Here is a 22,543-nt window from a genome sequence, read left to right on the forward strand (position 1 = left end):
CTGTGGAGCCTCAAGGAGCCGACCAGATGGCCAACTTCTCCAAGTCGAACGTGCCGCAGTTCTCCGTCGAGGTGTACCAGAACGAGTTCCTGCCCGAGGGCGGTCGTGAGGTCAACGCGATCGTCACCGTGACCTCGACCGGCGGCGGCACCACCGGTGGCGTACCGCTGGCGGGTTCGGCGCCGGCGCCCGCGCACGGGCCGGGGCGGGGTCCCGACGCGGCCGTGGTGCTGATGGTCGACTGCTCGGGCTCGATGGACTACCCGCCGACGAAGATGCGCAACGCGCGCGACGCGACGGCGGCGGCCATCGACGCCCTGCGCGAGGGCACCCGGTTCGCGGTGGTCGCCGGGACGCATGTGGCCAAGGACGTCTACCCGGGCAACGGGCAGCTCGCGGTCGCCGACCAGCAGACGAAGGCCCGGGCGAAGGACGCCCTGCGGAAGCTGAGCGCGGGCGGGGGCACCGCGATCGGCACCTGGCTGCGGCTGGCCGACCGGCTGCTGGGCGCGGCCGAGGTGGGCATCCGGCACGGCATCCTGCTGACCGACGGCCGCAACGAGCACGAGGCGCCCGAGGATCTGCGGGCGGCCCTGGACTCCTGCGCCGGCCGGTTCACCTGCGACGCCCGCGGGGTGGGCACCGACTGGGAGGTGAAGGAGGTCACCGGCATCGCCGCCGCCCTCCTCGGCACCGCCGACATCGTCGCCGACCCGGCGGGCCTGGCCGCGGACTTCACGCGGATGATGGAGAACGCCATGGGCAAGGAGGTCGCGGACGTGGCGCTGCGGCTCTGGACGCCGGTGGGGGTGGAGATCCGGTTCGTGAAGCAGGTCGCACCGACCGTCGCCGACCTGACCGGCCGGCGGACGGAGGCGGGACCCCGGGCCGGGGACTACCCGACCGGTTCCTGGGGCGACGAGTCCCGCGACTACCACGTGTGCGTCCTGGTGCCGGAGGCCGGGATCGGCCAGGAGATGCTGGCCGCCCGGGTCTCGCTGATCCTGCCCGACCCCTCGGGCGCGGGCGCCCCGCAGACGCTGTCGCAGGGGCTCGTACGGGCCGTGTGGACGGACGACATGGTGGCCTCGACCTCGATCAATCCGCAGGTCGCGCACTACACGGGTCAGGCGGAACTGGCACAAGTCATCCAGCAGGGTCTGGACGCGCGCAAGTCGGGCGACTTCGACGGCGCGACGGCGAAGCTGGGCCGTGCGGTGCAGCTGGCGTCGGCGTCCGGGAACCAGGACACTGCGAAACTGCTTTCGAAGGTGGTCGACGTCGTCGATGCCGCGACAGGTACTGTGCGACTGAAGGCGAAGGTTGCGGAAGCGGACGAGATGACCCTCGAAACGCGCTCCACCAAGACCGTTCGCGTCAAGAAGTAGCACGGCACGGTCATCGGACGACCGCCGGGCCGTGAGCACAGAGCAACCATACGTATGCGTGGGGCAAGGACGCCCGCGATCGACAGCATGACGGCCCCCGGGGCCGGAAGAGGAGAGGGGGAAGCGCCGACATGCCGACCTGCCCGAACGGACACCAGTCGGGTTCCGAGGACTGGTGCGAGGTCTGCGGACACCGCATGGCCACCGGCGGTGCGCCCGCGGGCGCGGTGCCCCCGCCGCCTCCTCCGCCGCCCGCGCCCGGTTACGGCTACCCGCAGCAGGGTTCCGGCGGTGGCCAGCCCACCATGCAGGCGGAGCTGTGCCCGCAGTGCCGCACGCCCCGTGAGGCGATGGCGCCGTACTGCGAGGAGTGCCGCTGGAACTTCCTCACCAACACGGCGACCTCCTACACCCCGCTGGCCCCGCAGCACGGCACGCCCGGCGGACCTCCGCCCGGCCTCAATCTGCCGCCCGGATTCCAGGCACAGGGGCCCGGCCCCGGCGGACCCGGTGGCGGGCCCGGTCCTGGCGGACCCGGTGCTCCCGGGGGCCAGGGCGGTCCGCCCGGCGCTCCCCAGCCGCGCGACCCGTTCGACTACCAGGGCTCGCGCCCCTCGCAGATGAACCGCCCCGCCGAGCCGCTCGCTCCCGAGCAGCACGGCCCGCACGGGAACGGCGGTCCGCACGGGAACGACGGCCGGGGCGGGCCTCCGCCGCAGGCCTTCCGGCAGGGACCCCCGCCGCCGCCCTCGTTCCAGCAGGGCCCGCCGCCGCAGCAGCAGTCCGGCCCCTCGCCGTTCGAGCCGCAGCAGTCGGCTCCCTCGCCACACTCGCCGTTCGAACCGCAGCAGTCGGCTCCCTCGCCGTTCGAGCCCCAGCAGGCCTCGCCCTTCGCGCCGCCGCAACAGCAGCAGCAGTCGGCGCCGCCCGGGCCGCCCCAGCCCTCGGGGCACACCGGCGGCGGGGACGACTGGATGCTGCCGCCGCCCTCCCAGGCCCAGCAGTCACAGCAATCACAGCCACCGCAGGGGTTCCAGCAGCCCGGCCCCCACCAGGGGCAGGGCCACGGACAGGACCAGGGGCACGGCCAGGACCAGGGCTACGACCAGGGTCAGCAGCACGGCGGGGTGCCCGGTCAGGGCCGGCCCCAGCAGTCCGCCTCCTGGACCGCCGTGATCGCCCCCGACCGCGCGTACTTCCTCGCGATGATGCAGCGCAGCGGCCCCGAGGCGACCGGGCTGAACCTGCCCGCGTACTCCCCGGAGCAGCGCCTCCCGCTCACCGGGAGCCAGATCACCATCGGGCGTCGCCGGCACAGCACCGGCGAGTCCCCCGACGTCGATCTGTCGGTGCCCCCGGAGGACCCGGGCGTCTCGCACCAGCACGCGGTGCTGGTGCAGCAGCCCGACGGCGGCTGGGCGGTCGTGGACCAGAACTCCACCAACGGCACCACGCTGAACGGCGCCGAGGACCCGATCCAGCCCTACGTCCCCGTACCGCTCCAGGACGGCGACCAGGTGCACGTCGGGGCGTGGACGACGATCACGGTGCGCCGGGACTGACGGGACCGGGGCGCCGCGCGGCGCGGCGCCTCACCCGGCGGCGAGCGGCCAGGTGTACGGGCCCTGCGGGTCATCCAGCCAGGCCCACTGCCGGCCCTGGCCGACCGTGATGCCGTACCTCTCCCGCCGCGGGCGCTCCTCGCGCTCCCAGAGGGAGAGGGCCTCGTGCGGATCGAGGGTGCCCGCGGTCAGGGTCAGGAGGAACCGGAACAGGTCGTCCCCGGCGACCCGGCGCGGCAGTCCGCCCAGGTGCGGCAGCACGCCGGGCCCCGGGAGCGCCCCGCGCAGCGGCACGAAGTACGCCGGGGTGTGCAGGAAGTGCCCCTCGGCGCGCGGGCCGTGCTCCGTCGCGCGGACCTGGAGCAGGACCAGGCCGGTGGCGAGCGGCGCGAGGATACGCGCGCCCGGACGGCACTGTTCCGGCCAGGTCCCCGGTACGGACGGCAGGGTGCACGTCGCGATGATCCGGTCGTACGGGGCGTGCCGCGGGCAGCCCCGGGCCCCGTCGCCGGTGACCACCGTCGGGTGGTACCCGGCCGCGGCGAGGTGACCCCGGGCCGACTCGGTGATCTCCGGGTCGAGGTCGACGCTGGTCACCGCGGAGTCGCCGAGCCGGTGGGCGAGCAGCGCCGCGTTGTAGCCGGGGCCGGTGCCGATCTCCAGGACCGTGTGCCCGTCCCGTAGGCCGAGGGCGTCGAGCATCAGGGCCATCAGGGACGGCTGGCTGGAGGACGAGACGAGTTCGCCGTCCTTGAGGCGGGTGGCCAGCGCCCCGTCCGCGTACACCCCGCGCAGCCAGCGGGAGCGCCGTTCGGGGTCGGGGTCCTCGCCCCAGAGGCGCTCGAAGCCCCGGATTCCGTGCACGTAGTAGAACGGCACGAACAGATGGCGGGGCACCTCGGCGAAGGCCGTGCGCCAGGCGGGGTCGGTGAGTTCGCCCCGCGCGGCGATCTCCCGCACGAGGGCTGCCCGCGCCGCGTCGGCCTCGGCGTCGGGCGGGGAGGAGCCTTGCCGGTGTGCACCCATGCCTCCACTGTCCTGCGCCGGGGCCGCGCGGGCGAGCGGCCGGGCGGGCTTTTCGGCCCTTGGCCCCCGGACCCCCGTCCTCGGTCGGCGCGTCTGCGACCATGGACGGGTGACTGAGATTCCGCGCGACACGCTTCAGGAGCAGACCTTCTACGAGCAGGTCGGCGGCGAGGCGACCTTCCGGCGCCTGGTCCACCGCTTCTACGAGGGCGTGGCGGGCGACGAGCTGCTGCGGCCGATGTATCCGGAGGAGGATCTGGGTCCGGCCGAGGAGCGGTTCGCGCTGTTCCTGATGCAGTACTGGGGCGGCCCGCGCACCTACAGCGACCACCGGGGTCACCCGCGGCTGCGGATGCGGCACGCGCCGTTCCGGGTGGACCGGGCGGCGCACGACGCCTGGCTCGCCCATATGCGGGTCGCGCTGGACGAGCTGGGGCTGGCGCCCGAGCACGAGCGGCAGCTGTGGGACTACCTGACCTATGCCGCCGCCTCGATGGTCAACACCGCCGACTGATCACCGCCAACAGCGCCAAACTGATCACCTGTGCACGATCCGTGACCGGACAACTCCGGAATTCGGCACTCCACCTCCGCATAACGATCACGATCGCATCAAGGTGTAGCTGTAAGCGGTTACCAGAACCCTGTCGCCTCTGAAAACATCACCGGTACGTCGGGGGGCGTGCGCACGCGGTGTTTCCGGGGCTGGGGGATCAGGTGACGGGTTTCGTCCTTCTACGGGTGAGGGCTCATCGCCTCCTGCTCTCCGCGGCCGTCCTGGCCGTCCTGCTGACCACCTCCGTCCTGGCGGCGCTCACCGCGTTCTCCGGTTCCGTGGGCGACGCGGCCCTGCGCCACTCGCTCACCCACGGGTCGGCCGCCTCCGCCGCCCTCGTCGTCTCCGCGTCCGTGGACCACGAACAGCGCGCGGAGGCCGACGAAGCCGTCCGCAAGGCCTCCCGCGACGCCTTCGACGGGCTGCCCGTGACCGTGGGGAAGCTGGAGAGCTCGGGGTCGTACGCGCTGCCGCGGAGCCTCCAGGACCCGGCCGCCCGGCGGGGCAAGGAGCCCGACCTCACCCACTTCGCCGCCCTCGACCCGAGCCGGGTGCGGATCACGGGGGGCAAGGCGCCCGCGGCCCCCGACGGCGCGGGCCCCGTCCAGGTCGCGCTGCCCGTCGTGGCCGCCGAGGCGCTGGAGTTGGAGCCGGGCGCGCGGCTCACCATCACCGACCGGCTGCGCGACAAGAAGCAGCGGGTCCTGGTCACCGGCGTCTACGAGGCCGCCGACCAGTCCGACCCGTACTGGCAGCTGGACCCGCTCGGCGGGCGCGGGGTGCGCAAGCTCGCCTTCACGACGTACGGCCCCCTGCTCACCGACCCCTCCGTCCTCGCCTCCGGTGTGCTCGCCGAGGGCGAGACCTCCTGGCTGGCGTCCGCCGACTTCGCCGAGCTGACCACCGGCTCCATGGAGGGGCTGCGCGAGGCGTCGGCCGGTGCCCCGAAGGCACTGACGGCCGCACCGGTGTTCGCCTCCGGGGTCACCGCGCGGACGTCGCTGCCCACCGTGCTCGACCAGCTCGACCGGGCGCTGCTGGTCTCCCGCTCCACGCTGATGATCGTCGCGGTGCAGTTGGTGCTGCTCGCCGCGTACGCCCTGCTGCTCGTGGCCCGGCTGCTGAACAGCGAGCGTGACGGGGAGCGCGAACTGCTGCGGGCCCGGGGCGGTTCGCGGGGCCGGATCACCTCGTTCGCCGCGATCGAGGCGCTGTTGCTCGCCGTGCCCGCCGCGGTGGTCGCCCCCCTGCTCGCGGGCCCGCTGACCGGGCTGCTGGCCGAGCGCAGCGCCCTGGCCCGGATCGGGCTGAAGGTCCAGGAGGCCTCGACGGGCACCGTGTGGCTGGTCTCCGCGGCCGTCGCGCTGGCCTGCGCCCTGGCCGTGGTGGCTCCGTCCCTGACGGCCGGGGCGGGCGGGCGCAGGACCCGGGCCGCGTCGCTGCCCGGTCCGGTGCGGGCGGGCGCGGACCTCGGGCTGCTGCTCGTCGCGGCGGTGGCGTACTGGCAGTTGGACCGGCAGTCCGGCAGCGGGGCGCTCAGCGGCGACCGAGCGGGCAACCTCGGGATCGACCCCCTGCTGGTCACCGCCCCCGCGCTGGCGCTGCTCGCCGGGACCGTCCTCACGCTGCGCCTGCTGCCGCCCGCGGCGAAGCTCGCCGAGCGGCGCGCGGCCAAGGGCCGGGGGCTGCCCGCGGCCCTGGCGGGCTGGCAGTTCAGCCGGCGCCCGTTGCGCGGGGCGGGGCCGGTGCTGCTGCTGGTCCTGTCGGTCGCGATGGGCATGCTGGCGATCGGGCAGAGCGCCTCCTGGAACCGCTCGCAGTCCGACCAGGCGGACTTCGGCTCCGGCGCCTCGGTCCGGCTCGTGGGCGGGCAGGGGAGCGGTCCGGCCACGGCCGGCTCCTACAGCGCACTGGAGGGGGTGCGGCAGGCGGCCCCCGCCTACCGGGCGGACGTGGAGGTCTCCGGCGGGCGCACCGCGGAGGTCATCGCCCTGGACACCGCGCACGCGGACGAGCGGATGCTGATGCGCTCCGACCTCGCCGACAGAAGCCCCGGGGAGCTGTTCGGGGCCATCGCCCCGGAGCGGGCCCCGCGCCCCGGGCTCGTACTCCCCGAGGACAGCACCCGGCTGAAGCTGGACCTGCGGATCGCCACGGTGTCGAAGCCCTCCGGGGACAGCCTGTACCCGGACCCGGATCCGCCGGTGGTCACCGTCCTCCTGGAGGACCGCTACGGTCTCCCCTACCGCGCCCTGGCCGGTCCCGTGCCGGTGGACGGACGGCCGGTCCCGGTGTCCTTCCCGGTGTCGGCGGCGGGCGGTCTGGCCGTGACCGGCATCGAGGTGGACGCCGCGGCGCCGTCCGACTACGCCCGCGAGCACCGGGTCTCGGTGAGCGACGTGCGGGTGGTCGCCGGGTCGGGCGCCGAACGCCCGGTGCCGGCCCCGGAGTCGCTGCGCTGGGACGCGGCCATGACGCTCACCGAGTACGGCGAGGACCGGCCGGGCAAGCCGCCGGTGCGCAACGGCGCGTCGGGCCTGCCGGACTTCACGTACGACACGGGTGTGGACAACGAGGACAACTGGGAGCCGACCAGCGGCGCCCTGCGGGTCACCGCCGCCCGGCCGAAGGCCGTCGCGGTCAAGGCGGTCGCGACGGACGCCTATCTGAAGAGCACCAACGCGAAACTGGGCGACGAGATCGACGTCACCCTGGCCGGGAACACCGTCCGGGTGACCCTGGCCCAGACGGTGCGCCGGCTGCCGACCACCGGGGCCGACGGGTCGTCCGGCTCACCGGACCCGGTGGCGAGCGGCGGCGCGCTGCTGCTGGACCTCAAGGCCGTCACCGAGGTGCTGGCCCACCGGCCGACCGCCACGATCGAGGCGACCGAATGGTGGCTGAGCGCCGCCCCGGGCGACGCCGCGAAGGTGGCGGCCGCCCTGCGCGCCCTTCCCGACACCGATCCGGCCCAGGTGCTGGTCCGGGCGGAGGCCGCCCAGCGGCTGGTGGACGATCCGCTGGGGGCGGGGCCGCAGTCGGCGCTGCCGGCCGTGGCGGTGGTCGCCGCCGCGCTGGCGGCGGTCGGCTTCGCGGTCAGTGCCTCGGGGTCGCGGCGCGAACGCTACGCCGAGCTGGGCGTGTTGCGGGCGCTCGGCGCGCCGCGCCGCCAGCTGGCCCGCATGATCGCCGCCGAGCAGGGCGTACTGATCGCTCTCGCGCTGCTCATCGGGCTCGGCATCGGCACGGTGCTGACCCGGGCCGTCGTTCCGCTCATCGTGCTGACCGGACAGGCCGACCGGCCCGTTCCACCGGTGCTGGTCGAGTTGCCCGCCGGGCAGGTCGGCGCGCTGCTGGCCGGGGTCGCCGCGCTGCCGCTCGTGATCGTCGCGACGATGGCGCTCCGCCGCGGGGACCCGGCGGTCACACTGCGCCACCAGGGGGACCACTGACATGCGTCACGACAACCGGGCGGCCACCGCCCCGTGGATCCGTACCCGGCTGCGTACCGCGCCCGGTGCGGCGGCGGCACTCGCGGTGCTGGTGCTGGTGACGGCGTTCCTCGCCGCGGCGTTCCCGCGGGCCGTGGACGCGTACGAGACGAAGGGGCTGCGCCACGACATCCGGTCGGCGGACGGGAGCCGCAGCGTTCTGGAGGTCGCCCGCCCGCAGCCCGGGCTGGAACTGCCGCAGGCGGAGCGGGACGCCGAGGCCCGGAGCCCCGAGCTGACACGGGTCGGGACCGGGCTCGTGAAGGCGCTGCCCGCACCGCTGCGCGCCGACACGTCGTCGGTCGCGTACGGGGTGCGCACCACGAAGCCGGCCCTCGCGGACGAGCCCTGGCTGCCGAGGCCCGACGCGATTCCGCCGCGGCTCTCCTACGTGGCGCAGTCGGGCCTGAAGGACCACGCCACCCTGGCCTCGGGCGCCTGGCCGACGACGCCGCGCGAGGTCACATCGGACTCCCGTGAGGTGCAGGGCGCGGTCACCGAGGAGACGGCGGCCGAGCTGAAGGTGAAGGTCGGCGCGACCGTCGAGCTGCTCACCGCGGCCCAGGAACCGATCACCGTGACGATCACCGGCATCGTGTCCCCGCGCGATCCGCGCGGCGGGTACTGGTCCGCCGATCCGCTGCTGCGCACCCCGTCCCTGGTCCCGGACCCCGAGGCCCCCTTCCCGGTGTACTACTGGACCGGCACCGTCCTGCTGGCCGAGGACGCCGGTCCCGCGCTCCTGAGCACGGCCACCGAGCCCGTCCTCTTCTGGCGGATCCCGCCCGACCCGGCCGGGCTGACCGGCCCCGACGGCGCCCGGCTGACGTCCGTCATCGCCTCTCTGGAGAGCGGCCCCGGGCTGCTGAAGGTGCGGGAGACCGCCGGCGAGACCGCGGTGTTCGCCACCGGACTCGGCCACGTCGTGGAGGCCAACGCACGGATGCGCGACGCGATCGGTCCCGTGATCGCGGTCGCCGCCCTCGGCATCGGCTCCGTGGCCGCCGTCGTACTGCTGATGACGGGGGCCCTGATCGCCGCCCGCCGCCGGAGCGAACTGGCGCTGATGCGCTCACGCGGCGGCTCGCTGCGCGGTATCGGCGGCCGGCTGCTCGCGGAGACCGCGGTGACCGTGCTGCCCGCGACCGCGCTCGGGCTGCTGCTCGCGGTGCTGGCCGTGGGCGAGGGCCGGTGGTGGCCGGGAGCGCTGGCGGCCGCAGGCGTCGGCCTCCTGGTGTGCGTGGCCCTGCCGCTGCGGACGACGCTCCAGCACATCCGGCCCCTGCTGCACGGGGCCCGCGAGGACATGGTGAGCGCCCGGCCCTCGCGTCGGCGGACCGTGGCCGAACTGACCCTGCTCGTGCTGGCGGTCGGCGCGGTGACGGCGCTGCGGCGTCGCGGTACGTCGTCCGAGGGCGGCACCGACCTGCTGGTCAGCGCCGCGCCGGTGCTGGTCGCGCTGATCGCGGCGCTGGTGCTGGTGCGCCTCTACCCGCTGCCCCTGCGGCTCGCCACGCGCCCGATGGCCCGGCTGCGCGGGGCGATCGGCTTCCTGTCGCTGGCCCGCGCCGGCCGTTCCTCGGCCGGCGGGGCGCTGCCGCTGCTGGCCCTGCTGCTGGCGCTGGCCACGGCGGCGTTCGGCGGCTCGGTGATCGCCGGCATCGGGGACGCGCGGGACGACGCGGCGCTGGCGTCCGTCGGCGCGGACGCCAGGATCAGCGGCGTGAGCGAGCGGACGACGCTGCCCGACGGGCTGGTCCGCACGGTGCGCGACCTGGACGGCGTACGGGGCGCGGCACCGCTGCGGATCGAACACAGCGTGGCCCTGCCGGAGCCCGTGGCCGGGGACGGCGGAGCGAACGGGGACAGCGCCGGTACGGATACGAGTACGAGTACGGGCACGGGAAGCGGCAGCGCCGAGGACGTGGGGGCGGCGGCCATGGTGGGCGTCGATCCCGCCCGGTACGCCGAGCTGGCCCGGGCGACCGGGCTGCCGGCCTTCCCGGCCGCACGGCTGAAGGCCACCGGCCCCTCGGCCCCCCTGCCCGAGGGCACGGGGTCCGGCCCGGAGCGCGTCCTGCCGGCCATCGCCTCCCCGGCGGTGGCGGCCCGCCTGGGCAAGGAGCCGCAGGCGCTGGACACGCTGTCCGGGAACTTCAAGGTCCAGGTCGTGGGGACCACCCCGCGCGTCGCCTCGGTCTCCACCACGAACTTCCTGATCGTGAACTCCGCCGCCCTGGAGCAGCGGGCGCCCACCACGCTGCTCCTCACCGGCGCCCCGGACCCCGGGAAGCTGCACGCGGCAGTCGAGGGAAGCGGCAAGGAGTACGCCGTACAGCTGCGTTCCGAGGAGCGCGCGCGGTATGTGAACACCCCGATGCAGGCGGGGGCCGAGCGGATCTACCTCGCGGCCGTCGCGGCGGGCGCCGGATACGCGCTGCTGGCCGTACTGCTGTCGCTGCTCCAGACCGCGCCGGAGCGCAAGACGCTGCTGGCACGGCTGCGCACGATGGGGCTCACCACCGGGCAGGGCAGGCGGCTGCTGGCCTTCGAGGCGACGCCGCAGGCCCTGCTGGCGGCGGGCGGCGGTCTGTTCACCGGCTGGGCGACCATCGCCCTGCTCTCCCCCGGCGTCGATCTGGTCCCGCTGGCGCTCGCGGGCGTCGCCGGATCGGACACGAGCCCCGTCCTCCTGCGCACCGACCTCTGGTCGCTGGCGCTCCCGGCCGCCGGGGTCGTGGCGCTCGCCGCCGCGGTGGCGGGCGTTCAGGCGTGGTGGGCGAGCCGCCGCGGATCGATCACCGAACTCAGGGCAGGAGACTCCCGATGACCTCGTCCACCGAGACGGAAGGCACGGCCCGCGCGGCCGAAACGACGCTGGCGGAGCTGGAGCAGCGGGCCGCGGCCCACCGGGACCGCCCTTCCTACGGGCACGACGCGCTGATCGCCTGCGACCGCGTGGTGCGGATCTTCACCACGGACGGGGTGGAGGTGCAAGCCCTCCAGGGCCTCGATCTGCTCGTCACCGAGGGCGAGTTGATGGCTCTGGTGGGGGCGTCGGGCAGCGGCAAGTCGACGCTGATGAACATCCTGGCGGGCCTGGACGTGCCGACGGCGGGGTCGGCGAAGGTCGCGGGCTGCGATCTGCTGTCGATGGGCCCGAAGGAACGGCTGCGCTACCGCCGCGACGTGGTCGGGTTCGTCTGGCAGCAGACCGCCCGCAATCTGCTCCCGTATCTCACCGCGATCCAGAACATCACCCTGCCCATGCAGTTGCGCGGTGGCGGCGGCAAGCGCGAACGGGCCGCCCGCGCCGAGTCGTTGCTCACCATGCTCGACATTGTGGACTGCCGCGACCGGCGCCCCCAGCAGTTGTCCGGCGGGCAGCAGCAGCGGGTGGCCATCGCGGTGGCGCTGGCCAACTCCCCGTCCGTGCTGCTCGCGGACGAGCCGACCGGTGAGCTGGACTCGGCCACCGCGGAGCAGGTCTTCGCCGCGTTCCGGCGCGCCAACGAGGAGTTGGGCACCTCGATCGTGATCGTCACCCATGACCAGGCGGTCGCGAACGAGGTGCGGCGCACGGTCGCCATCCGCGACGGCCGTACCTCCTCCGAGGTGCTGCGCCGCACGGAGGTGGACGCGGCGACGGGCCAGGAGTCGCAGGTGGCCCGGGAGTACGCGATGCTCGACCGGGCGGGACGGCTCCAACTGCCCGCGGACTACACGCAGGCGCTGGGCATGGAGCACCGGGTGCTGCTGGAGCTGGAGCAGGACCACATCGGCGTCTGGCCGGACGCGCACGGAGCGGCCCCGGAGGAGCCGGGCAAGTAGGGCCGGCACCAGGACAGTTCGGGGGGCTGTCCGGATGGTTGCGGCATCGGGTGCGCCCGTAGCGTCGATCAGGTCATTCCCCCTGTTCCGAGGAGCGCCATGCGCGTCGCCCCGCTGTACCTCGCCGGCCTCGGACTGGCCGGTCTGCTCGCGGGGGCGGTGCCCGCGACCGCCGCCTCCCCGTCGCCCTCCCCCGCGCGCCACCACCTCGACTGGGGCCCCTGCCCGGACCGGTACGAGGAGCTGAACGCGGCGGGCGCGCAGTGCGCCGACGTCACCGTGCCCCTCGATCACTCCGATCCCGACGGCCGCACGATCCAGGTCGCCATCTCCCGGATCAAGGCCGCGGACCCCTCCCGGCGTCGCGGCATCCTCCTCTCCAACCCGGGCGGACCGGGCGGGGCCGGACTGGACAACACCCTGCGCCTGCGACCGGCGCTGGGTGACGTGGCGGACCGCTACGACCTGATCGGCTTCGATCCCCGCTTCCTCGGCGACTCCACCCCGGTCGGCTGCGCCCCGGCGGCGCCGGCCGTGCCGCCCGGTCCCGTCACCTCCGCGCGCCAGGACTTCGACAGATCGGTCCGAGCGGCCCGTGACACCGCGCGGCGCTGCGGCCGGTACGGGGACAACACCACGCTGCTCCCGCACGCCTCCTCGCGCAATGTGGCCCGCGACATGGACGTGATCCGGGCGGCGCTGGGCGAGCGCGGGCTCTCGTACTACGGCGTCTCGTACGGGGCCGATCTGGGCGCCGTCTACACCCAGCTGTTCCCGAGGCGGACGGACCGGATGGTGATCGACTCCAGCACCGACCCGACGGCCACCCAGTACGAGCTGTTCCGGTCGGCCGGGAAGCCGCTCGAAGAGGCCCTGGACGCCTGGGCCGGCTGGACCGCCCGACGCCACGGCGCCTATGCCCTGGGCCGCACGGCCGCCGAGGTGCGGGCCCGTGTGCAGCGGCTCCTCGACGGGGCGGAGAGACGCCCGGTGCCCGTCGCCGGGGTCCGGCTCGACGCCCCCGTCCTGCGGCTCGTGCTCCGGCAGCTGATCCAGCACGAGGAGTACGACGCGGCGCTCGCCGGTACGGTACGGGACCTGGTGGACGCGGCCGCCGGGAAGCCGGTCGAGCCCGGCCCCGAACTGGCCGCGATGCTGGAGATGCTCGCCTCCCCCGAGCTCGCGGACAGCATGCTGGGCGGTGCGGTGTTCATGTGCGGGGACGGCGGCTGGCCGGCCGGCGGATGGCCGCCCGACCCGGAGACGTACTGGGAGAACTCCCTGCGCAGCCGGGCCGAGCAGCCCGTCTTTGGCCCGTTCGTGAACGGGATGACGGCCCCTTGCGCGTTCTGGGAGACGGAACCGGCCGAGCCCGGCACGCCGATCGGCAACGACGTGCCCGTCCTGATGCTCCAGGCCCGCCGCGACAACAACGTGCCGTACGAGGGGGCGTTGGCCCTGCACCGCAGGCTGACCGGTTCGCGGCTGGTGACGGCGGACATCCGCGCGCACGGCGTCTACGGGCGCGGAACCGACGGGCTGCGGCCGGTGCCCTGCGCCGACCGGGCCGTCAACGACTATCTGCGCGACGGGACCCTGCCCGCGCACGACCTCACCTGCCGCGCCGCAGGGAGGTCCGAGCGATGATCAGCGGGCGTCCGGGGGCGCGGGGCCTTCGGCTCAGCGGGGGCCGACGGTGAACGGCAGGGCGCCGAGCTCGCCGCTCGTCGCGCGGCGCAGGGCGATCGAGCCGTACGGGGTCCGCAGCCGGAGCCAGCTGCCCGAGGACAGCAGCGACACCGGGAACCGCGGGTCGGCCCGGAGGAAGCCGAGGGACTGGGCCGCGTGGACGGCCCGGAGCGGAAGATCCGTGGTCCCGACCGGCCGGGACCAGATCTCCCGGCCGATACGGTCCCGCTCCGCACGGGTGCGCCGTTCCTCGGGCAGGGCCTCGTCCCGGGTGCGGAATTCGGTGACGGCTCCGTCCAGCGCGGCGCGCAGGGCGTCAGGCCCCGGTAGTCCCGGCTGCTCCCGCCAGGGCCCCCGGGGCGGCAGGACACCGGTCCAGGGCGGCCCGGTGACCGGGGCGGGCAGCGCACCGGCGCCCGGCTCAGGGGCACCCGCGGGGTCGCCGGGGGCGGGCACGTCGAGGGTTTCCAGCAGCTCCCCGGCCGACACCGTGACGTCGAGCGTCTCGGGGCGGGCCAGGCGGGCGGCGCGGACGGCGAGGACCTCGAAGGAGGGCGGACGGCCGAACACGGCCAGTGCGTCGCCGCCGCCCGCCTGCAACCGGACCGCGGCGGCCCGGTCGTAGTGGAGCAGCCGGCCGAGGAAGGCGGCGAGATCCGCCGCCTCCCTCGCGTCGGCGAACCGCAGCGACTGCACGGGCACGGTCATGCCGCGGCGGGCTCCTCTGCCAGGTACTGCTGGAGGAAGAGCTTCTCCTCGGCGGAGATCCGCCGGGGCCGCTCCGCCGCCAGGTCGTACGGCACGACGACGGTCGAGGCGCGTACGTACACCTGGTCGGCGTCCTTGATCTCATAGGCGATCGTCAGGGACGCGGCACCGATCTTCGTGACCCACGACTCGACGGTCACCGGCTCGTGCCGGTGGACCAGCGGCCGCACGTAGTCGATCTCGTGACGGGCCACGACGGACCCGCCCGAGAACGACGGCGAGCCGTCCCCGGGCGCCAGCCGGAACATGAAGTCGATGCGCGCCTCCTCCAGGTAGCGGAGGAAGACCACGTTGTTGACGTGGCCGAAGGCATCCATGTCCGACCAGCGCAGGGGGCAGCTGTAGAGGTGACGAGCCAAGACGATCAGCCTCGCGTGAGCTTCTTGTACGTGGCACGGTGCGGGCGGGCCGCGTCCGCGCCGAGCCGCTCGATCTTGTTCTTCTCGTACGACTCGAAGTTGCCCTCGAACCAGTACCACTTGGAGTCACCCTCGTAGGCGAGGATGTGCGTGGCGACGCGGTCCAGGAACCAGCGGTCGTGGGAGATGACCACAGCGGCGCCCGGGAACTCCAGGAGGGCGTTCTCCAGCGAGGAGAGCGTCTCGACGTCGAGGTCGTTGGTGGGCTCGTCGAGGAGCAGCAGGTTGCCGCCCTCCTTGAGCGTCAGCGCCAGGTTGAGGCGGTTGCGCTCACCACCGGACAGGACGCCGGCCGGCTTCTGCTGGTCCGGGCCCTTGAAGCCGAACGCGGAGACGTAGGCGCGCGAGGGCATCTCGACCTGGCCGACGTTGATGTAGTCCAGCTCGTCCGAGACGACGGCCCAGAGGGTCTTCTTCGGGTCGATGTTGGCGCGGGACTGGTCGACGTAGGAGATCTTGACCGTGTCGCCGACCTTGATGGCGCCGCTGTCCGGCGTCTCCAGGCCCTGGATCATCTTGAACAGCGTGGTCTTGCCCGCGCCGTTCGGACCGATGATGCCGACGATGCCGTTACGGGGCAGCGTGAACGACAGGTCGTCGATGAGGACCTTGTCGCCGAAGGCCTTCGAGAGGTTCTCGACCTCGACGACGATGGAACCGAGCCGCGGGCCCGGCGGAATCTGGATCTCCTCGAAGTCCAGCTTCCGCATCTTGTCCGCCTCGGCCGCCATCTCCTCGTACCGGGCGAGTCGGGCCTTGGACTTGGTCTGGCGGCCCTTGGCGTTGGAGCGGACCCACTCCAGCTCCTCCTTGAGCCGCTTCTGGCGCTTCTCGTCCTTGCGGCCCTCGACCTTGAGACGGGTGGCCTTGCGCTCCAGGTACGTGGAGTAGTTGCCCTCGTAGGGGATCGCGCGGCCGCGGTCGAGCTCCAGGATCCACTCGGCGACGTTGTTCAGGAAGTACCGGTCGTGGGTGACGGCGACGACGGCACCCGGGTACTTCGAGAGGTGCTGCTCCAGCCAGTTCACCGACTCGGCGTCGAGGTGGTTGGTGGGCTCGTCGAGGAGGAGCAGGTCCGGGGCCTCGATGAGCAGCTTGCAGAGCGCCACGCGGCGCTTCTCGCCACCGGAGAGGTTGGTGACGGGCCAGTCGCCGGGCGGGCAGCCCAGGGCGTCCATGGCCTGCTCCAGCTGCGCGTCCAGGTCCCACGCGTTGGCGTGGTCCAGGTCCTCCTGGAGCTTGCCCATCTCGTCCATGAGCGCGTCGGAGTAGTCGGTCGCCATCAGCTCGGCGACCTCGTTGAAGCGCTTGAGCTTGCCCATGACCTCGGCGGCGCCGTCCTGGACGTTCTCCAGGACGGTCTTCTCCTCGTCCAGCTTCGGCTCCTGCATGAGGATGCCGACGCTGAAACCGGGCGAGATGAAGGCGTCACCGTTGGACGGCTGCTCCAGGCCCGCCATGATCTTCAGCACCGTGGACTTACCGGCACCGTTGGGCCCCACGACACCGATCTTCGCGCCGGGCAGGAAGTTCAGGTTGACGTCATCGAGAATCACCTTGTCGCCGTGCGCTTTGCGCGTCTTGCGCATGGTGTAGATGTACTCAGCCAAGAGAAACCGTCCGGCAGCAATAGAGGTGTGGGCAGATACACCCCATCTTGCCTGACAGCCCTCCCCGGACGGAAACCCGTCCGGGGACCGACACGGGAGCGACGTCACTTCCCGCGTGCGATTGGTCACTCACCGTCGGAGTGCGGTGCCTTCCGGCGGAGGAGGAAGACGGCGCCGCCGCCCACGACGAGCAGTCCGATGGCGACCGCGGCGAGCATCGGGGTGGCGCTGGAGCCACCGGTCTCGGCGAGGTCGCCCGCCGGCCCCGAGGTGGCGGAGCCGGTCGTGGCCGGGACGGACTGCTGGGCGCTCCGCGTGCCGATGTCGTTGCCCGCGTCGCCCGCGCCCTCGCGGTCCAGGACACTGCCGCTGGTGGCGCAGTCCAGCACCCCGGTGAAGGTCCTGGCGAACCCGCCGGGCCCGGTGATGGTGAAGTCGTACGCCTGGTCCTCGGCGACGGGGACCGTCACCGTGCGGGTGGCCCCGGCGGCGATGGTGTGCTCGGTTCCGGCCAGCTCGAAGGTGAAGGGCAGGTCGCCCCGGTTGGCGGCCGTGATGTCGACACCGCCCTCGGCGCAGTTCTTCCGCGCGGTCAGTGCGGGGGCGGCACCCTTCTCGGCCCAGGTGGCGCCGGCCCGCGCGGAGACCGTGGACTCGCTGGAGCCGGCCAGGATCTGGGTCTGGGTGCGGCCGGTCCCGACGAGGGCCCGGCCGACCGGCACGGAGGTGGTTGCCTGGACGGTCAGGGAGGCGGTGCCGTCGGCGGTGTCCTTCGGCACGGCGAAGTAGAGCCGGTCCCCGTCCGCCGCGGCGGTGACGGGGGCGCCCTTCTCGTCCGTGACCGCGATGCCGCTGACCGCCGCGTCCACCGGGGGCGACACCGAGACCTGGTCCGCGGCGGTGCGGACGGTCACGGGGCCGAGCCGCTCACCGGCCCGGCCGGAGACGGCGGCCGGCTCCAGGGTGAGCGAGGCCCGGGGCTCCTTCGTCTCGCGCGCGTTGCGGTGCAGCCAGTCGGCGAGCTTCTCCGCCTGCTTGTCCGAGGCCGTGACATCGGCGTCGTCCGAGTAGCGCCAGATGGCGACCTGGGTCCCCGCCGCGGCGGTCCGCTCGGTCAGCGGGCCGGTGCCGGCCGCGTCGGCGAGCGCGGCCAGGTCGTCGACCTGGGGGTAGGAGTGCTGGAGGATCCAGCGGATCTTCCCCGCGTTCCGGTTGGTGCTCAGCGAGGTCTCGGCCCAGGGGGTCTCCAGGTACCTCGCCTGGTCCTGGGTGGGGTTGTGGAGGTCGATGCAGTAGGTCTTGAGCTTGCCGCCGCCGTCCACGGTCATCTCGAACAGTCCGGCGGGCAGCACCTGGGTCCGGTCGGGTGCGCCGCCCTCCCCCGCGACGCGGAGCACGGCGCTGTCGAAGGTCTTCAGCCCGTCGAGCACCGCGGCCGCGCCGCCGTGGTGCCGGCCCGGGTCGTCGGCCGCCGCCGGTCCGGCGCCGACGAGTGCGGCAGCCGCGACGAGACCGGAGAGCAGCAGCGCGGCGACCGGGCGGCGGATGCCGCGGCCGGGAGGCGCCCCTGTCGTGCCGGACGACGCAGCGGACGCTGAAGACGCAGAAAACACAGAATTCCCCTCCGGGCGAGGCCCTCGCGCATGGTGCGCGTGTGGGGAATGCCTCGCCAGCAGACCCAAGTGACCCGTGAGCACTGGGAATCCTAAAGAACGGGGCAAGGGCAGTCCCCCGTACTGCCCTTGCACAACCATTCCGAATCGGAATCGTTATCGCGCGACGGCCGGCAGCGCTTGTCGGCGATCGGCCTTTTCAGGACACCGCGGCCATTGCGTCGACGTGTTCCCGCTGTTTCGGCGACTCCCGCGCATCGCCGTCCGTGACACTTTCCGGACGCTCCGTCAGAACAGGTTCCGCTCGGGCCGCTCGACGGAAGGCGGCCGTTCCCCGGCTCAGGTCGTGGCCGACCGCGACGGCCTCGACATCGACAAACGTCCTTCGCTGACCGGCTTGTTCCTCCTCACGGACCTTCAACCGGCCGTGCACGACAAGGGGTTCGCCGACCGAAACGGAACCGGCCAGATTCGCGGCGAGCGTCCGCCAGGACCAGACGGTGTAGAAGCTGGTGCGGCCGTCGGCCCAGAGCTGTTTCTCACGGTCCCAGCGCCGCGGAGTCACGGCGAAACGGAATCGCGCCATTCCACCGGTGGCCGTCTCGCGGAACTCGACCGCCGTCGCGGCGTTACCCACCAGTGTCACCAAGGTCTCGTTCATTTCCCGCCCCGCTTTCCTTGTCGTACCGGATCGCACCGCTCGTACCGCATCGCACCGCTCGTACCTCCGCGGGCGCCGGTGGGGTGCGGACTCCATGGTGGACGCCGGGCGGGAATCACGTCGGGGCCTGTGGACTACCGGCCGGTTGTGGAGAACTCCGTCACCGCCACGTACCGTTCGCGCACTTCCCGGTAGCGCACCAGCTCGGCGGCGACCGGATCCAGCACCCGGGCCCGGCCGCATCCGGCGGCCGCCTCGCGCAGCCGCCGTTCGGCGTCCTGCCCGTACCGCCTGGCCGGTCCCCGGATGGCCGCGGCGCAGGACCACTCCACGAGCGGGCCGCCGACGACTCCGGCCAGCATGATGAGCGCGGGCGTGACGAGCCCCGGCTCCAGGACGCCGATGATCTGGCCGACCAGCCACAGGCCGCCGAAGATCTGGAGGAGCGTCATCGACACCTGGGCCAGCACCGCGGCGGGCCACCACTTCGGCCGGGGCGGCTTGACCGGACGGCCGCCGAGCGGGGTTCCGGCGATCGCCCCCTGTCCCGCCCCCGTTCCGCCGCCCCGCTTGGACGCGCCGGCGGTCCCGGCCTTGACCGCGAGTTCGTCCAGCGCCTCGGACAGCCCCTTCGCCCCGTTGAACGCGGCCTCGCGCACCGCCTGCGCCCAGGGTCCCGGCAGCCCGTCGGCGGCGTCGTCCGCGACGATCCGCACCGCCTGCTCGACCCGCTGCCGGGCCGTCGGTTCCTCCTCGGGCGGGGTCAGCGCCTGGCCCATCCGGTCCAGGCTGCCGGGCAGGCCCCGGTTCTCGTACCAGCGCCAGAGCCGCAGCCACGGCGTCCCGCAGGCCCGCCCGGCGTTCCTGCGCCACTCCCGCTCGGCGGCCTCTCCGGCGGCCGCCGCGCCGACGGCCTCGGCCAGCCGGTCGGTGAACTCGTCGCGGGCCAGCTCGCCGAGTCCGGGCCGGCCCTCGGCCACGTAGACCGGGCGCAGCCGGGCCGCCGCCGCGTCGACGTCGGCGGAGAGGCGGCGGGTGGCGGCCGTGCGGTCCTGGACGAACCGGCCGACCATCTCGCGGAGTTCGGGCACTCCGTCGCCGGTGAGCGCGGACAGGGACATGACGGTGGCACCGGGTTCGCCGTGCTCGCCGAGCGCGATGCCGTCCTCGTCGAGGAGGCGGCGCAGGTCGTCGAGGACGAGGTCGGCCGCCTCGCCCGGCAGCCGGTCGGTCTGGTTGAGGACGACGAAGGTGACCTCGGCGTGCCCGGCGAGCGGGCGCAGATAGCGCTCGTGGAGGGCGGCGTCGGCGTACTTCTCCGGGTCGACGACCCAGATCACCGCGTCGACCAGGGCCAGCACCCGGTCCACCTGGTCGCGGTGCTCGGTGGCCGCCGAGTCGTGGTCGGGCAGGTCGACCAGGACGAGTCCCTGGAGCGCCTCGTCGAAGGCGGCGGGACCGGGGTGGGGCCTGCGCCGCAGCCGGCCGGGGACGGCGAGGCGGTCCAGCAGTCCGGCGGCCCCGTCGGTCCAGCTGCACGCGATGGGCTGGGAGGTGGTGGGCCGGCGCAGCCCGGTGTCGGAGATCGGGGCTCCGGCGAGCGCGTTGAACAGGGTCGACTTCCCGCTGCCGGTGGCTCCCGCGACGGCGATGACCGTGTGCCGCGAGGAGAGCCGCTGCCGGGCGGCGGCCTCGTCCAGCACGCGTCCCGCCTCGGCGAGGGTGTCCCGGTCGAGCCGGGCGCGGGAGAGCCCGACGAGCTCGCGCAGGGCGTCGAGCCGGGGCGGCAGCGGCCCGCCGGAGGGGACGTACGCCTCGACCTGCGGCTCCACGTCGTCCTCGGCGGGTGCCCGGGGGGCGGCTTCCCCGGCCTCACGGGCCTCGGCCGCCGCGGCACGCCGGGCGATGAGCCCGTCGTCCCAGCGCCCGCCCCCGCTCCGGCCCGCCACCTCCCCGTCCGGCTTCGCACCGCCGCCACCGTTGCCGACACCGCCACCGTCACTGCCGCTGCTGCCGTTGCCGTTGCTGTTGTCCTGGTCCGTGACGGCGGTCATCGCTGCCACCTCTCCTTCTGCAGTACGGAAAGCGCGGCGATCAGTTCGGCCTGGGGTTCGGGGGCGACGTCGAGCGCGTCGAGCGGGGCGAGGCGGCGGTCGCGTTCGCCGCCGAGTACCTGGTCGAGGTAGGTCGTCAGCAGCTCACCGCCCTTGTCGCGGAGGCGCAGCGCGCCCTGGGCACCGATGCGTTCGGCGAGCTGCTCCCCCGCCGCCCGGGCGCGCCGCCCGCCGAGGAGGGCGGCCGCGAGCAGTGCGGCGACGGTCTCGGGGGCGGGTGCCACATTGCGTTCGAGCTGGCGCACCTCCTCCTCGGCCAGTTCCTCCAGGACCCGCCGCCACCGGCGTACGGCGACGGAGATCCGGCCCTCGATGTCCTCGGCGGGCCCCCAGCCGCCGGCCTCCCGTCCGGCGTCCTCGAACCGGAACAGACCCCCGGCGGGCTCGCGGCGCCACTGGGTGCGGATCTGTTCGTCGGCGGCGGAGACCGAGCACTGGAGCAGGGCCACCAGGCTGTCGACGAGGGCTTCGAGGAGCTCCTCGGGCGAGCTGTAGAGCGGGTAGCCGCGCCACCGGGTCCGCGCGTCCCCGGAGAGCACGGCACCGCTCTGGAGGCGGCGCCGGATCCGGGCGGCCTCCTTGCCGTACGCGTCCTGGACCACCCCGGTCAGCCGTACGGAGGCGGCGTACTGGGCGGCGACGGCGGAGGCCAGTGAGGGCATCCGCACGTTGAGCGACTCGATGACGCCGGACGCGGTGCGCCCCACCGCCTGCTGCCGGGCGGCGGGGTCCTGGGCCCGGTGGGCGAGCCAGGCGCGCAGCGGGGCGACGGCGGTGGTGGGGAGCAGTCCGCTGCCGCCGCCCGCGGACTCGGGCAGCTCCGGGATGGTGAACCGGGGTACGTCCCCGAGTCCGGCCCGGGTCAGCAGCGCCGCGTACTGCCGGGACACCTCGGCGATCACCTGGTGGGGCACCCGGTCGAGGACGGTGACGAGGGCCGCGTCGTACTCCTTCGCGGTACGCAGCAGGTGCCAGGGCACGGCGTCGGCGTAGCGCGAGGCGGTGGTGACCATCACCCAGACGTCGGCGGCGCAGATGAGTTCGGCGGCGAGGACCCGGTTGCGTACGACGAGCGAGTCGATGTCGGGGGCGTCCAGGAGGGCGAGTCCGCGGGGCAGGCTCAGAGCGGTCTCCACCCGCAGTGCGGTCTCCCCGTCCTCGCCCCGGGCCGCGAGGTCGTCCAGCCCGTCCGGGTCGGGCGTCTGACCCGGCGGCAGCCAGATCCGGGTCAGCTGGGGCAGGACCCGCACCCCGGCGAACCAGTGGTGGTCGTCCGGGTGACAGACCAGCACCGGGGTCCGCGTGGTGGGCCGCAGTACCCCGGCCTCGCTGAGCCGGCATCCCACCAGCGAGTTGACCAGGGTGGACTTCCCGGCCCCGGTGGATCCGCCGATCACGACGAGCAGCGGCGCCTCGGGGTCCTTGAGGCGTGGCAGGAGGTAGTCGTCGAGCTGGGCGAGGAGTTCGACCCTGGTCTGCCGGGCGCGTTCGGCCCCCGGCAGGGGCAGTGGAAGACGCACGGCGGCGACACGGTCGCGCAGGGCGGAAAGTGCGTCGATGAGCTGAGGCCGTACGTCCATGGTCACCACATGCGAAGAATGCCCAATTTTAGATACTTTTTGAAGCGTATAGCCCTCTCTGCGCGGCGGTTCCACCCTCTGGACAGAGTCAGGACAGAGGGGACGAGTGGGGCGGGGGCATAACGAGTGCACAACACCCGGCGCGAGGGGAGCGAAAACCGATGCAGGAATCGCACCTACCTGCGATTATCGGTTCGCTTCACCGAACCTCCACATCGTGCCACGCAGGTGAAGC

General features: G+C 73.8%; 15 protein-coding genes. 7 read left to right on the forward strand and 8 right to left on the reverse strand.

Annotation, left to right across the window (positions count from 1 at the left end):
• Positions 1-26: 26 nt before the first annotated feature.
• Both HET64_RS04260 and HET64_RS04265 read left to right on the forward strand, forming a co-directional pair.
• A complete protein-coding gene (locus HET64_RS04260) occupies positions 27-1,388 on the forward strand; it encodes a VWA domain-containing protein (protein WP_215102448.1) in 1,362 nt (453 codons plus the stop codon).
• Positions 1,389-1,519: 131 nt separating this feature from the next.
• Positions 1,520-2,950 (forward strand): FHA domain-containing protein, encoded by a 1,431-nt coding sequence (locus tag HET64_RS04265; protein WP_215102450.1) that lies wholly within the window; start codon positions 1,520-1,522, stop codon positions 2,948-2,950.
• A 30-nt stretch (positions 2,951-2,980) separates the two neighbouring features.
• Here HET64_RS04265 and HET64_RS04270 read toward each other — a convergent pair whose 3' ends face one another.
• Positions 2,981-3,976 (reverse strand): methyltransferase domain-containing protein, encoded by a 996-nt coding sequence (locus HET64_RS04270; RefSeq protein ID WP_215102452.1) that lies wholly within the window; start codon positions 3,974-3,976, stop codon positions 2,981-2,983.
• A 109-nt stretch (positions 3,977-4,085) separates the two neighbouring features.
• Between HET64_RS04270 and HET64_RS04275 the strand changes: the two genes are divergently transcribed.
• The 5 genes from HET64_RS04275 (at position 4,086) to HET64_RS04295 (ending at position 13,501) form a co-directional block, all read left to right on the forward strand.
• Entirely contained in the window at positions 4,086-4,490 is a 405-nt protein-coding gene (locus HET64_RS04275) for a globin (protein ID WP_003969111.1), read from the forward strand.
• Positions 4,491-4,693: 203 nt separating this feature from the next.
• Positions 4,694-7,984 (forward strand): FtsX-like permease family protein, encoded by a 3,291-nt coding sequence (locus HET64_RS04280; protein WP_215102454.1) that lies wholly within the window; start codon positions 4,694-4,696, stop codon positions 7,982-7,984.
• 1 nt (position 7,985) lies between these two features.
• Positions 7,986-10,853 (forward strand): ABC transporter permease, encoded by a 2,868-nt coding sequence (locus tag HET64_RS04285; protein ID WP_215102456.1) that lies wholly within the window; start codon positions 7,986-7,988, stop codon positions 10,851-10,853.
• Entirely contained in the window at positions 10,850-11,854 is a 1,005-nt protein-coding gene (locus HET64_RS04290; protein WP_215102458.1) for an ABC transporter ATP-binding protein, read from the forward strand. The genes HET64_RS04285 and HET64_RS04290 overlap by 4 nt, the downstream gene beginning before the upstream one ends.
• A 99-nt stretch (positions 11,855-11,953) precedes the next feature.
• Positions 11,954-13,501: an alpha/beta hydrolase gene (locus HET64_RS04295; RefSeq protein ID WP_215102460.1), complete on the forward strand. Its 1,548-nt coding sequence runs from the start codon at positions 11,954-11,956 to the stop codon at positions 13,499-13,501.
• 33 nt (positions 13,502-13,534) lie between these two features.
• On the opposite strand, the gene HET64_RS04300 is transcribed toward HET64_RS04295, so the two are convergent.
• From HET64_RS04300 to HET64_RS04330, 7 genes are all read right to left on the reverse strand, one after another.
• The gene (locus HET64_RS04300) at positions 13,535-14,251 is read right to left on the reverse strand and encodes a hypothetical protein (RefSeq protein ID WP_215102462.1); all 717 of its coding nucleotides are present in this window, start codon (positions 14,249-14,251) and stop codon (positions 13,535-13,537) included.
• Positions 14,248-14,670, reverse strand: coding sequence for a thioesterase family protein (locus HET64_RS04305; RefSeq protein WP_030077631.1), 423 nt, complete (start codon positions 14,668-14,670; stop codon positions 14,248-14,250). Before HET64_RS04305 ends, HET64_RS04300 begins: the two co-directional genes overlap by 4 nt.
• A gap of 5 nt (positions 14,671-14,675) precedes the next feature.
• Complete coding sequence (gene ettA, locus HET64_RS04310) at positions 14,676-16,340, reverse strand: energy-dependent translational throttle protein EttA (protein WP_215102464.1); 1,665 nt, start codon at positions 16,338-16,340, stop codon at positions 14,676-14,678.
• Positions 16,341-16,465: 125 nt separating this feature from the next.
• Complete coding sequence (locus tag HET64_RS04315) at positions 16,466-17,953, reverse strand: Cys-Gln thioester bond-forming surface protein (protein WP_215102466.1); 1,488 nt, start codon at positions 17,951-17,953, stop codon at positions 16,466-16,468.
• Between the two features lie 199 nt (positions 17,954-18,152).
• The gene (locus tag HET64_RS04320; RefSeq protein WP_215102468.1) at positions 18,153-18,614 is read right to left on the reverse strand and encodes a single-stranded DNA-binding protein; all 462 of its coding nucleotides are present in this window, start codon (positions 18,612-18,614) and stop codon (positions 18,153-18,155) included.
• Positions 18,615-18,748: 134 nt separating this feature from the next.
• Positions 18,749-20,668: a GTPase gene (locus HET64_RS04325; RefSeq protein WP_215102470.1), complete on the reverse strand. Its 1,920-nt coding sequence runs from the start codon at positions 20,666-20,668 to the stop codon at positions 18,749-18,751.
• Positions 20,665-22,308 (reverse strand): ATP-binding protein, encoded by a 1,644-nt coding sequence (locus HET64_RS04330; RefSeq protein WP_215102473.1) that lies wholly within the window; start codon positions 22,306-22,308, stop codon positions 20,665-20,667. The genes HET64_RS04325 and HET64_RS04330 overlap by 4 nt, the downstream gene beginning before the upstream one ends.
• Between the last annotated feature and the right edge of the window lie 235 nt (positions 22,309-22,543).

The organism is Streptomyces sp. McG3, assembly GCF_018619185.1.
Taxonomy (GTDB): Bacteria; Actinomycetota; Actinomycetes; order Streptomycetales; family Streptomycetaceae; genus Streptomyces.